This is a genomic window from Streptomyces sp. NPDC014734, assembly GCF_043083325.1.
GTDB lineage: Bacteria > Actinomycetota > Actinomycetes > Streptomycetales > Streptomycetaceae > Streptomyces.
This window is the reverse complement of record NZ_JBIBYN010000008.1, coordinates 207,118-218,974: the sequence shown is the minus strand read 5'-3', so window position 1 is coordinate 218,974 and position 11,857 is coordinate 207,118. Positions and strand designations below refer to the sequence as shown.

Genomic DNA, 11,857 nt, shown 5'->3' with positions numbered 1-11,857 from the left:
GGTGGCCGCCACGATGGACACGTACGGCAACGGAGTCGCCACACGAGACAGGAGGTTTCGTCATGGCCCATTCGTCCGCAGCAGCCGCACCGCGGCGCCGCGCAGACGGCCCTGCCCCCTCGCTGACCGGTCCGGCCCACGATGTCCATCCCGTTCCGCGCCGCGCCGCGGCGCCCAGGGCCGCCCTCGACCTGCTCGCCCTGGCCCGCGCCGGTCTCGACGAGGCCGCCGGCCTCGACGTGCCGAACGAGCGCTACGCCACCGCCCACCTCGCCGCACTGCGCACCGCCGCCGCGGTACTCGCCGCGCGGGCCCGGCCCGACACCTCCAGGCGCCGCCGGGAGCGGATCCGCAGCGCCTGGGAGCTGCTCCCCGAAATAGCGCCCGAGCTGACCGAATGGAGCGCGCTGTTCGCCTCCGGCGCCACGCGCAGAGCCCGTGCGGAAGCCGGTATACCGGGCGCGGCCGGTACCCGGGACGCCGACGACCTGCTGCGCGACGCGGCGATGTTCCTGCGTCTGGTCGAGCGGATGCTGGTGCTCCAGCCGGTTCTCCCGCAGCCCCGGAGGGACCGGCCCGAGGCGGGGTGACGGCGACGGCGGTGCGAGGCAATAGGGTGGTAAGCACCTGTACCACCTGCACTGTTCACGCTCCGCCGTCACCGGCGGCACCGTGCCGAGGAGTCAACTGCCGTGTCGGACCAGCTGCGCCCCCGAGCGTCCCTCCGTACCGCCGTGGTCTGGGACGTCCTGAGGGGCGCCCTCGACGGCCGGGTCGAGGCGACCGGAAGGGACGCCCTGGACGTGCTGGACACCGGCGGCGGCACCGGAAACTTCGCGGTTCCGGTCGCCCGCCTCGGCCACCGGGTCACCGTCGTCGACCCCAGCCCCAACGCGCTCTTCGCCCTGGAGCGCCGCGCCGCCGAGGCCGGGGTCGCCGACCGTGTCCGGGGAGTCCAGGGAGACATCCACGGCCTGTTCGACGTGGTCGGGCGCGAGAGTTTCGACGCGGTCCTGTGCCACGGAGTCCTGGAGTACGTGGACGAACCGGCCGAGGGCGTGAGCAACGCCGTCGCGGCGCTCCGCCCCTCCGGCGCGCTCAGCCTGCTCGCCGCCGGGCTCGGCGGAGCCGTCCTGGCCCGGGCCCTGGCCGGTCACTTCACCGAGGCGAGGCAGGCCCTCGACGACCCGGCGGGCCGCTGGGGCGAGGGTGACCCCGTGCCCCGGCGCTACACCGCGGACCAGCTCACCGAGCTGGTCTCCGCGGCGGACGTCGAGGTCGGCGCCGTGCACGGGGTACGGGTCTTCGCCGACCTGGTGCCGGGCGTCCTGGTGGACACCGAGCCCGGCGCCATGGAAGCCCTGCTCAAGCTGGAGGCGGCAGCCGCCGAGCTGCCCGCGTTCCACTCGGTGGCGACGCAGCTTCACGTCCTGGGCACGAAGCGGGCCTGAGCGGGCGCCGCGGGCCGAGGGCCGCCGGCGACACGGCCGGACCGGCGCCGGACCTGCCGCAGTGCGGTTGATCAGGTACGCAGCCGCAGACGGAGTACGCCCCGAGACCCCCGATCGGGGGCTTCGCCCCGTATGATCGGGGGACAGCATCCGGCATGACGGATCGGAGGTTGGGGAATCAAGGCCTCAGCAGCTGATCCTTCGTGGCGGCCCGGACTGGCTGTGTGGCAATGAGGGCGGGTTTCACGGGGGCGATTCCCTGCCTATCCTGGAAGGGCCGCAGACCGGTCGCCCCCCGCGGCCGACGACGAGGAGGACTCCGTGCCGCTCTCGGAGCACGAGCAGCGAATGCTCGAGCAGATGGAGCGAGCGCTGTACGCCGAAGATCCCAAGTTCGCGACAGCGCTCGAGGGAAGCGGGCTGCGTACGTACACCCGGCGACGGGTCTACCAGGCGGTCGCAGGCTTCCTTGTGGGTATCGCGCTCCTCATGGCCGGAATGGTCGCTCAGCAGATCTGGATCGGCGTGGTGGGATTTCTCGTCATGCTGGGCTGCGCGGTCCTTGCGGTCACTGGTTGGCGCAAGGCGCCCAAACCGGGGGAGCAGCAAGCAGCCGGAGGCAGCGGTGCGAACCGTCGGCCCAGGCAGCGCCGAACGGTGATGAACCGGATCGAGCAGCGGTGGCAGCGGCGCCGCGACGAACAGGGCCGGTAGCGCCCGGACACACGTGAACAGGGGCGGCCGCGTTTCGCGGCCGCCCCTCGCGCGTACCCGGGCCGGGGCATCACCCCACCGGTACCGGGGAGAGGCCTCCGCCCCGTCACTCCCGCCCGCGGGACGGCCGCCGCAGTCGGCCCGTCCACCGAATCCGGCCCCGGCGGGCCGCCCATGCTCGGGTCGATGCCGACCAGCGGTCCGACACTGTCCAGATCACCTGAACGGCCGAGCGCGGCGCCAGGACCGCGCGGATCCGGGCCGCCCGATCGGCCGATGCCCGCAGACCGGCCCGTACCGTCCCGGCGTCCTCGGCGAGCCCGGAACCCGGGCGGGGTTCCGGGGCGTAGAGCACCTGCTCCACGGCCCCCGCCAAGCGGTGCACCGCGTCGGCCGCATCGGGGCCGAGCCGCCCCCGCCGCGTCAACCGCTCGGCCGTCCGGCGCGGCGTCAGGGAGTCGTCCGGTTCGATCCCGTGGTCCCAGGCGGTGTCGGTGACCTCCTGCCAGGCGCCCAGCGCTCTCGCCGCCTCGTCCGCGGGCGTACGTCCGGCCGGGTGGCCCAGCCGCCGTCCGCGCTGCCGCAGCCGCCAGAACGCCGGCAGCAGCGTCAGCGCGAGGACCACCAGGACGATCACGACGAGTGCCAGGACGGTGCCCGCGGGCGTCCCGGAATCCGTCGGGGCCGCCACCGCCGGGGCCTCCGAGGGACCGCACTCGCCCTGCCTGCGCATCTGGACCGGGCAGTCGTCCGCGGCGGACGGTGCGGCACTCGGCGCCGCCGAGGGGACCTGGTCGTCCACGGTGACCTCGGCGGTGCCTTCCTCCGGGGCGTCCGGCCGCGCATAGGACGGGACGGAGCCCCGCGTCGGGGTCGGCTCGAAGCGCGTCCAGCCGACTCCCTCGAAGTACAGCTCGGGCCACGCGTGCGCGTCCCGCAGCCCCACCGACACCGAACCGTCCGGTTGCGCGGTGCCCGGAGTGAAGCCGACCGCGACCCGGGCCGGGATGCCCAGGGTCCTGGCCATCGCCGCCATGGTGAACGCGAAGTGGACGCAGAAGCCCTGCTTGTCCTCCAGGAACCGGCCGATCGCCGCGCTTCCGGTGCCCGAGCTGACCGAGGTGTTGTAGCTGAAACCGCCGTCGGAGGCGAAGAAGTCCTGGAGTCTCACCGCCTGCTCGTAGGCGTTGGCGGCTCCCTCCGTCACCTTCGTCGCCGTGTCGGCGACCACCTTCGGCAGGGAACTCGGAACCCGGGTGTACTCACGCAGCAGAGAGGGCGGCGGAGGCCCCGCCGCGGCGAGCTGACCGGCGGTCGGCTGAACCACCAGGCTGGCGACCTGGTAGCGCGCACCGCGGGTCGTCTCCCCGCCGTCGCCGACCAGGGTCCGTCCGGCCGGCTCGTACCGCCAGGACCCGTCGATACCGACCTCGGTCGCGGGGTAGGGGAGCGGCAGATAGGTCTGCTGGTAGGAGCGGGAGGCGGAGATGTTCGACCTGACCTCGGTGGCCAGGACGTCCGGGCCGAGACCTTCCGGGACCGGAAGTCGTTTCGGCAGGTCCTGAAGCCGGCGGGTGGAGGGCCGCCACTCGTTGCCGTCGAACCGGTCCAGGGCCAGGATCCGCAGATAGAAGCCCTGTGGATCGCGGGAATCGGTGCGGTAGGACAGCACCTGCCGGTTCTCCGGCTGGTTCAGGTTGTCCTGGAGCGACACCAGGGGGTTCACCGCGGAGATGGTGCCGCCGTTGCCGTTGCCGTCGCCCGTACCCGCCAGCAGACCACCGCCCAGCGCCGGCAGCACCGCCGGTACGGCCAGTGAGATGCCCAGCACCAGCGCACCGATGCGGCGTCCGGTGCGGACCGGAGCCGTCGGCCGTCCGCCCGGGAGCGCCGCACCGTCCCGCCTCCGGCCCGGGGCACCACCGCTGAAGACCCGCCCCCACCGGGAGAGCCGGTCCCGGCCCTCCGCCAGCAGGAGCAGCAGGTAGCCACCGGCCGCGAGCAGGAACCAGAGCCAGTCCGCCCCGCCCTCGGACAGCCCCGCCGCGACCGAGAACAGCGCGAGGAGCGGCAGACCGGCCGGTGCCGCGCTGCGGAAGGTCACGGCGAGCGTGTCCACCACCAGGCCGACCAGCAGCACACCGCCGATCAGTATCAGCCGGATACCGTCCGTCGCCGGCGCCGGAGTGGCGTACCTCCCGACGTCCTCGGCCCCCGACACCAGCAGATGCGCGAGCCGCTGCACCGCCTCCGGGCCCGGTACGACACCGGCCACCGCCTGGTGCCTGGCGAAGACCAGGGTCAGCAGAAGCAGCATGACCAGCGCCTGCGCGGCGACGACGAGCGTCCGGGGCACGGGCGCGCGGCGCACCAGCGCCGTCGTCCCGCTCTGCACCGCCAGCAGGATCGACGCCGACAGGATCCACACCGCCGGTTCGACCAGCGGCAGCATCGAACACGCCGCCAGCAGTGTGGCGGCGTAGGCGCACAGCGTCAGCCGACCGCGGCCGCTCATGACCATCCCCCCGAGGCCCCCGTCGTTCCGCCGACCGCGGTGGGTCCGTCCACCGCCGCGCCCTGTCCCGCCTGCCGCCAGTACTGGGCGAGACCGGTCCCGGGCTCCACCGCCACCGCGGTCCACCCCGATTCGCGCAGCAGCCGCAGACGTCGCTCGAACGCCTCCCGCGCCCCCGCGGGCGGGACGTCGTCCGGCGGTTCCCAGGCCGTGCCGTCCGGCAGGAACGCGACAGCGCCCCTGCCGCGCCGACGCATCCGGGCGGCCAGCGCCGCCTGCTCCTCGTCCAGATCGCCGAAGAACGCGATCAGCAGACCGTCGTCGCCGCGCAGCACGTCGTAGGCCCGTGACAGACCGCCCCCGTCGGAGTGGTCGATCACCGCCAGGGTGTCCATCATCAGGCCCGAGGAGTCGGCGGACTCCTGCGTCGATCCGGCGAAGCCTCCCGCGGCCTCACCCGGAACGGCGTTGCCGTCGTCCGTCAGCAGCCGGACCGCGAAACCCCGTTCCAGCATGTGCGCCAGGGCGGACGCGGCCCCCGACACCGCCCACTCGAACGCGGAGTCCGGGCCGGCCCCCCGGTAGGCGGTCCGCCGGGTGTCCAGCAGGACCGTGCACCGGGGCCGCTGCGGCTGTTCCTCACGGCGCACCATCAGTTCGCCGTGGCGCGCGGTCGAGCGCCAGTGGACCCGGCGCAGGTCGTCCCCGTGCCGGTAGATGCGCGGAATCACGTCGTCGTCCCCGGCCAGCGCGGTGGAGCGCTGACGCCCCTCGCCGTACCCCGGGGCCTCGCCCGACAGCCGCACCGCCGGCAGCGGCTCGGTCCGCGGGACGACCACGAGCGTGTCGTGCGTGCTGAAGGCGCGGATCAGTTCGCACATGCCGAACGGATCGCTCAGCCGCAGTTGCAGCGGCCCCATCGGATAGTGCCCGCGCAGATCCGAACGGACCCGGTAGGACACCTCACGACGGCCGCCCGCCTCGACCCGGTCCAGCACGAACCGCGGTCGCGGTCCGAGGACGTAGGGCACCTTGTCCTGAAGCATCAGCAGCCCGGTCGACAGCCGTGACACGTTCTCGACCCGCAGATGGACACGGGCCTCCGTGCCCGCGGGCACCCGGGACGGCGAGAGCCACCGCGTGCCCGCGACCCGGTAGTGCGTACGGACCAGCACCACCGTGCAGACCAGCGGCAGCGCGGCGAGCAGCAGCCCGACCCGGAGCAGGTCCGCCTGGCCCAGCACATACGCGCAGACGGCCGCGGCGACACCTGCCGCGAGGAAGGAACGCCCGCGCGTGGTCAGTCCGCTCAGCGCGGCCCGCAGGCCGCCGCGGTCGCCGCCGCCGTCCGTCGGGGTCCGTTCCCCGGAGACCATCACACCCGCCGCATGCCGGACTGCTGCCGGTCGTACGCCGGACCGGACGGCCGGCTCCGGGGCATCCGGGTGCCGCCGTCGGCAGCGGGCACCGGGGTTCGCTGGAGGATCTCCAGCACGACCTGCTCGGCGGTGCGACGGTTCAGCTGGGCCTGCGCCGTCGGCAACAGGCGGTGGGCGAGCACCGCGACCGCGAGGGCCTGCACATCGTCCGGCAGACAGTAGTCCCGGCCGCTCAGCGCCGCCGACGCCCGGGCCGCGCGCAGTAGATGCAGGGTGGCGCGCGGCGAGGCACCGAGCCTGAGGTCGGGATGACCGCGGGTGGCCCCGACCAGTTCCACCGCGTATCGGCGCACGGCGTCGGCCACATGGACCGTGCGCACCGCGTCGATCAGCTTCGTGATCTCGTGGGCGTGCGCCACCGGCCGCAGATCGTCGAGCGGAGAGGTCTCACCGTGCACGTCGAGCATCCGCAGCTCGGCGTCCGCGCTCGGATAGCCGATCGACACCCGCGCCATGAACCGGTCGCGCTGGGCCTCGGGCAGCGGATAGGTGCCCTCCATCTCGACCGGGTTCTGGGTGGCCACCACCATGAACGGGTCGGGCAGCTCGTAGGTGTGCCCGTCGACGGTGACCTGACGCTCCTCCATCGACTCCAGCAGCGCCGACTGCGTCTTCGGCGAGGCGCGGTTGATCTCGTCGCCGATCACGATCTGGGCGAAGATCGCGCCCGGCTTGAATTCGAAGTCGCGCCGCTGCTGGTCGAAGATCGAGACACCGGTGATGTCCGAGGGCAGCAGGTCGGGCGTGAACTGGATGCGCCGCACCGAGCAGTCGATGGACCGCGCCAGTGCCTTGGCCAGCATCGTCTTGCCGACCCCCGGGACGTCCTCGATGAGGAGATGCCCCTCGGCCAGCAGCACGGTCAGCGAAAGCCGCACGACCTCGGGCTTGCCCTCGATCACGCTCTCCACCGACCCGCGCACCCGCTCCGCCGTCGTGGTCAGATCTGTGAGGCTCGCTCGGTCGTCATAGGTCGTCACCCGGCCCTCCTCGGCCCTGTCCCGCGCTCACCAGGAGCAAGGGGATACCGCACTCACGGGCCGACGCGCGCAGCGACCCGGCCACCCCGAAACGTGGACACCTCACCGGAGACGTCCGGCGAGATGCCACACGGGCATTCTTGTTGCCGTTACCGCTTCGTGTCACTCGCCTGTGGACAACCAGGGGCGGTATGTCGGGTTCGGAGGGTTATCGGATTCAGGGAGAGGGGTCTGGACGGTCAGGCGGCGGGCAGGATCTCGCGCAGCAGTCCGGTGGTCACGTCGAAGACGAAACCGCGGACGTCGTCCGTGTGCAGCAGGAACGGTGAGGTGCGCACGCGCTGCATCGACTGCCGCACGTCCTGGTCGGCGTCCTTGTACGCCTCGACCGCCCAGACCGGACGCTGGCCGACCTCCACCTCCAGCTCCTGGCGGAACTCCTCGGTGATCGATTCGAGGCCGCAGTTGGTGTGGTGGATCAGGATGATGCTGCGGGTGCCGAGGGCCCGCTGGCTGATGGTCAGCGAACGGATGACGTCGTCGGTGACGACGCCGCCCGCGTTGCGGATGGTGTGACAGTCGCCCAACGACAGCCCGAGCGCGTCGTGCAGGTCGAGCCGGGCGTCCATGCAGGCCACCACGGCGACCCGCAGCACCGGCTTGGCGTCCATGCCGGGGTCCTCGAAGTCTGCGGCGTACCGGACGTTCGCCTCGACCAGGCGATCGGTGACCGTGTCCTCGGTGAGGGTCCGATCGGCGGCGGGGGCCAAGGGCTCGGCGGGGGAGTGCGCGGAAGTCGACATGGCTATGACGTTATCCCCCGGGGTGTGCCGCGTCGTGTTGCGGAAGGGAACAAAGAACGTCAATGACGCTTGTTGTGAGGTAACCCACAAGTCTCACCGCCGTTCGCTCGACCGGGTGAACCGAGGGCGGTGCGACGCGCTGTCCGGCTGATTGATCGGGAATCGATCGAATGGCAGGGTGGACTAAAGTGACGGGAAGTTACGACACCCTGCACATTCCGTAGATTTCCCCCGTGCGCCGCGTACGTACGGTCCGGCCCTCTCCCGCTCGCCGGTCGGCCGACGCCCCTTCCCCGGCGCCGGCCGACCTCCCCTTCTGAGCGGGCGGGGACCAGGCCGTACGTCCTGCCGCACGGGCACTGAGCCTGAGAGGGCGCATGAGCCAGACCCGACACGTCCCGGTGATGCTCCAGCGGTGCCTGGACCTGTTGGCCCCGGCTCTGGAGGCGCCGGGGCCGCCTCAGCCCGTGGTCGTCGACTGCACCCTCGGCCTCGGCGGGCACAGCGAGGCGCTGCTCTCCGCCTTCCCCTCCGTTCGGCTGATCGCCCTGGACCGGGACAAGGAGGCGCTGCGGCTCTCCGGCGAGCGACTCGCCCCGTACGGCGACCGGGCCACCCTGGTGCACGCCGTCTACGACGAACTGCCCGAGGTGCTCGACCGGCTCGGCGTGCCCCGGGTCCAGGGCGTCCTGTTCGACCTCGGTGTCTCGTCCATGCAGCTGGACGAGGCCGACCGAGGTTTCGCGTACGCCCAGGACGCCCCGCTCGACATGCGCATGGACCAGACGACCGGTATCGGCGCCGCCGAGGTGCTCAACACCTATCCGCCGGGCGAACTGGTCCGGATCCTGCGCGCGTACGGCGAGGAGAAGCAGGCCAAGCGGATCGTCTCGGCGATCGTCCGCGAGCGCGAGAAGGAGCCGTTCAGCAACAGCGGCCGACTCGTCGAGCTGATCCGTGACGCGCTGCCGCAGGCCGCCAAGCGCACCGGGGGCAACCCGGCCAAGCGCACCTTCCAGGCGCTGCGCATCGAGGTCAACGGAGAGCTCTCCGTCCTGGAAAGGGCCATTCCGGCCGCGGTGCGGAGCCTCGTGGTCGGCGGCCGGATCGCCGTCCTCTCGTACCACTCGCTGGAGGACCGGCTGGTCAAGCAGGTCTTCGCGGCGGGCGCCGCCACCACCGCCCCGCCCGGCCTGCCGGTCGTGCCCGAGCGCTACCAGCCCCGGCTGAAGCTGCTGACCCGCGGCGCGGAACTGCCCACCGAGGAGGAGGTCGCCGAGAACCGGCGCGCCGCCCCCGCCCGGCTGCGCGGCGCCCAGCGGATCCGCGAGGACGCGCGGTGAGCGCCCGGCGCTCGGGGACGCGGGCACCGGTGTGGACCGGGGCGGCGCGGTGAGCGGCCCGGCCCGGCAGCTGAAGGGCCGGGCCGCCCGGCTCGGCCGGCTGATGCCGTCCGGGCCCAGCACAGCGGCCCGCACCCCCTTCGTCCTGCTGGTCGTGCTGCTCCTCGGCGGCGGTCTCATCACGCTGCTGCTGCTCAACTCGGCCCTCAGTGAGGGATCGTTCCGGCTCAGCGAACTGAAGAAACGGACCACCGAGCTCACCGACGAGCAGCAGGCCCTCCAGCACGACGTCGACGGCTTCTCGAAGCCGGACGCCCTGGAGCGGCGGGCCCGCGAACTGGGCATGGTGCCCGGCGGCAGCCCGGCCTTCCTCGATCCGGACGGAAAGGTGCGCGGCGTGCCCGTCGAGGCGAGCGCCGAGCCGACGCCCACGCCGACGCCGACGCGGCAGCCCGTCGCACCCGTGACCACCGCGTCCGCGGGTACCCCGGCCCCGTCCTCCCCGTCGGCACCGGCAGGCTCGCCGGGCGCCGCCGCGAAGCCCGGTGCCTTCGCGAACCCGCCCGCCGGGGCGCCCGCCCCGGCAGACCAGTCCCCGACGAGCCCCGGCAGGTGACGCAGTGCCGCCCAAGGAACCACCGCGCCGCCGGGTCCCCGGCCCCGCCCGCCCGCGCGGCGCCGCCGGCGGTCAGGGCCGCCCGCGGCCCGCGGCCCGCCGCCCCTCGTCCCCGGCACCGCGCCCCCGGGCGCCCCGCAGCCGCTCCGGGCGCCCGCTCCGGCTCGGCAGCCCGCGCCCGCGCCTCCGCCTCGTCAGCCTCGCCCTGACGCTCGTCATGCTGGTGTTCGTCGTCCGGCTCCTCCAGGTCCAGGCCGTCGACGCCAACGCGTACGCGGCCAAGGCGAAGGTGAACCGCTACCTCAGCTACACCGTCTCGGCCGAACGCGGCCAGATCACCGACCGCAGCGGGATCGCGCTGGCCACCAGCGTCGACGCGTACGACATCACCGCCGACCCGTTCATGTTCACGCCCGACTTCAGCAAGGTCCCCGACGCGCCCCAGCAGGCGGCGGCGCTCCTCGCCCCGATCCTGGGCACCGATGCCGCCGAACTGACCAAGAAGTTGTCCGGAAAGGGACGCTACGCCGTTCTGGCCCGTCGGCAGACCCCACAGGTCTGGAACCAGATCAGGGACCTCAAGTCCGTCTTCGCCGAGAAGGCCGCGAAGGACAGGTCGGCGGGCGGCCCCGGGACCAGCGTGCTGGCGGGGATCTTCCAGGAGACGACGACCAAGCGCGTCTACCCCAACGGCGGACTCGCCGCCGGAATACTGGGCTACGTCAACGCCGAGGGCAAGGGCGCGGGCGGCCTCGAATCACAGCTGGAGAAGGAGCTCGCGGGCGAGGACGGCACGATCAGGTATGCCCAGTCCGGTGGACGCCGGGTGCCCACGGTGGACACCAAGGAGGTTCCGGCCGTCCCCGGTTCCGACATCGAGCTGACCATCGACCGCGACATCCAGTGGGCCGCCCAGCAGGCCATCGCCGCGCAGGTGAAGAAGTCCAAGGCGGACCGCGGTTACGTCATCGTGCAGAACACCAGGACCGGCGAGGTCCTGGCCATGGCCAACGCTCCCGGCTTCGACCCCAACGACCTCTCGAAGGCCGATCCCGCGTCGCTGGGCAACGCCGCGCTCCAGGACGTGTACGAGCCCGGCTCCACCAGCAAGGTCATGTCCATGGCCGCCGTGCTGGAGGAGGGAGCCGCCACCCCCGGCACCCACGTCACCGTCCCCAACCGGCTGCACCGCGGCGACCGGCTCTTCAAGGACGACATCGACCACCCCGAATGGCACCTGACGCTCAACGGCGTACTCGCCAAGTCGAGCAACATCGGCACCATTCTGGCCACCGGCGAGCTGGGCAAGACACAGCCCGAGGCCAACAAGGTCCTCTACTCCTACCTGCGCAAGTTCGGCATCGGCTCGCCGACCGGCCTCGGCTACCCGGGCGAGACCCCGGGCATTCTCGCCAGACCCGGGGACTGGTCGACCTCGCAGCAGTACACGATCCCGTTCGGCCAGGGCCTCTCGCTCAACGCCATGCAGGCAGCCTCGATCTACTCGACGATCGCCAACGGCGGCGTCCGCGTCGCGCCCACGCTGGTGCGCGGCACCAAGGGCCCCGACGGGCACTACGAACCCGCGCCCGCGCCCGAGAAGACCCGGGTGGTCAGCGAGAAGACCGCCAGGACGCTCGCCGCCATGCTGGAATCGGTGGTCGGCGACGAGGAGGGCACCGGGACCAAGGCCAAGATCCCCGGCTACCGCGTGGCGGGCAAGACCGGTACGGCCAACCGGGTCGATCCGGTACGCGGCGGGTACCACGGCTACACCGCCTCCTTCGCGGGCTTCGCACCGGCCGACGACCCGCAGATCACCGTCTACTGCGCGATCCAGAACCCCACCGCGGGCAGCTATTTCGGCGGCCAGATCTGCGGACCGATCTACAAACAGGTCATGGAGTTCGCGCTGAAGACCCTCCAGACCCCGCCGTCCGGCAGCCCGCCGGCCCGGCTGCCGGTCTCCTTCGATCCCGGCGAATGAACACGGGGA

General features: G+C 72.6%; 10 protein-coding genes. 6 read left to right on the top strand and 4 right to left on the bottom strand.

Going from position 1 to position 11,857, the window contains the following annotated elements:
- Positions 1 to 62 precede the first annotated feature (62 nt).
- From ACF1CT_RS15860 to ACF1CT_RS15850, 3 genes are all read left to right on the top strand, one after another.
- The gene (locus ACF1CT_RS15860; protein WP_391784394.1) at positions 63 to 590 is read left to right on the top strand and encodes an SAV_6107 family HEPN domain-containing protein; all 528 of its coding nucleotides are present in this window, start codon (positions 63 to 65) and stop codon (positions 588 to 590) included.
- 102 nt (positions 591 to 692) lie between these two features.
- Positions 693 to 1,451: a class I SAM-dependent methyltransferase gene (locus ACF1CT_RS15855; RefSeq protein ID WP_391784393.1), complete on the top strand. Its 759-nt coding sequence runs from the start codon at positions 693 to 695 to the stop codon at positions 1,449 to 1,451.
- Between the two features lie 321 nt (positions 1,452 to 1,772).
- On the top strand, positions 1,773 to 2,165 hold the full coding sequence (locus tag ACF1CT_RS15850; RefSeq protein WP_391784392.1) for a DUF3040 domain-containing protein: 393 nt from the start codon (positions 1,773 to 1,775) through the stop codon (positions 2,163 to 2,165).
- A 106-nt stretch (positions 2,166 to 2,271) separates the two neighbouring features.
- On the opposite strand, the gene ACF1CT_RS15845 is transcribed toward ACF1CT_RS15850, so the two are convergent.
- From ACF1CT_RS15845 to ACF1CT_RS15830, 4 genes are all read right to left on the bottom strand, one after another.
- Complete coding sequence (locus tag ACF1CT_RS15845; protein WP_391784391.1) at positions 2,272 to 4,680, bottom strand: DUF3488 and DUF4129 domain-containing transglutaminase family protein; 2,409 nt, start codon at positions 4,678 to 4,680, stop codon at positions 2,272 to 2,274.
- Entirely contained in the window at positions 4,677 to 6,056 is a 1,380-nt protein-coding gene (locus tag ACF1CT_RS15840) for a DUF58 domain-containing protein (RefSeq protein ID WP_391784390.1), read from the bottom strand. The genes ACF1CT_RS15845 and ACF1CT_RS15840 overlap by 4 nt, the downstream gene beginning before the upstream one ends.
- The gene (locus tag ACF1CT_RS15835; RefSeq protein WP_391784389.1) at positions 6,056 to 7,099 is read right to left on the bottom strand and encodes an AAA family ATPase; all 1,044 of its coding nucleotides are present in this window, start codon (positions 7,097 to 7,099) and stop codon (positions 6,056 to 6,058) included. The genes ACF1CT_RS15840 and ACF1CT_RS15835 overlap by 1 nt, the downstream gene beginning before the upstream one ends.
- A gap of 239 nt (positions 7,100 to 7,338) precedes the next feature.
- Entirely contained in the window at positions 7,339 to 7,902 is a 564-nt protein-coding gene (locus tag ACF1CT_RS15830) for a beta-class carbonic anhydrase (protein WP_391784388.1), read from the bottom strand.
- Positions 7,903 to 8,279: 377 nt separating this feature from the next.
- Between ACF1CT_RS15830 and rsmH the strand changes: the two genes are divergently transcribed.
- The 3 genes from rsmH to ACF1CT_RS15815 are packed head-to-tail and all read left to right on the top strand — an operon-like array spanning position 8,280 to position 11,848.
- The gene (gene rsmH, locus ACF1CT_RS15825) at positions 8,280 to 9,245 is read left to right on the top strand and encodes a 16S rRNA (cytosine(1402)-N(4))-methyltransferase RsmH (RefSeq protein ID WP_391784387.1); all 966 of its coding nucleotides are present in this window, start codon (positions 8,280 to 8,282) and stop codon (positions 9,243 to 9,245) included.
- Positions 9,246 to 9,294: 49 nt separating this feature from the next.
- On the top strand, positions 9,295 to 9,861 hold the full coding sequence (locus ACF1CT_RS15820; protein WP_391784386.1) for a septum formation initiator family protein: 567 nt from the start codon (positions 9,295 to 9,297) through the stop codon (positions 9,859 to 9,861).
- A 4-nt stretch (positions 9,862 to 9,865) separates the two neighbouring features.
- Positions 9,866 to 11,848: a penicillin-binding transpeptidase domain-containing protein gene (locus ACF1CT_RS15815; RefSeq protein ID WP_391784385.1), complete on the top strand. Its 1,983-nt coding sequence runs from the start codon at positions 9,866 to 9,868 to the stop codon at positions 11,846 to 11,848.
- Positions 11,849 to 11,857: the final 9 nt, after the last annotated feature.

What these genes read in the sequence shown, in the direction of transcription:
- ACF1CT_RS15860 (WP_391784394.1), top strand. Translation starts at nt 63, where the DNA reads ATGGCCCATTCGTCCGCAGCAGCCGCACCGCGGCGCCGCGCAGACGGC.
- ACF1CT_RS15845 (WP_391784391.1), bottom strand. Translation starts at nt 4,680, where the DNA reads ATGAGCGGCCGCGGTCGGCTGACGCTGTGCGCCTACGCCGCCACACTG.
- ACF1CT_RS15830 (WP_391784388.1), bottom strand. Translation starts at nt 7,902, where the DNA reads ATGTCGACTTCCGCGCACTCCCCCGCCGAGCCCTTGGCCCCCGCCGCC.
- rsmH (WP_391784387.1), top strand. Translation starts at nt 8,280, where the DNA reads ATGAGCCAGACCCGACACGTCCCGGTGATGCTCCAGCGGTGCCTGGAC.
- ACF1CT_RS15840 (WP_391784390.1), bottom strand. Translation starts at nt 6,056, where the DNA reads ATGGTCTCCGGGGAACGGACCCCGACGGACGGCGGCGGCGACCGCGGC.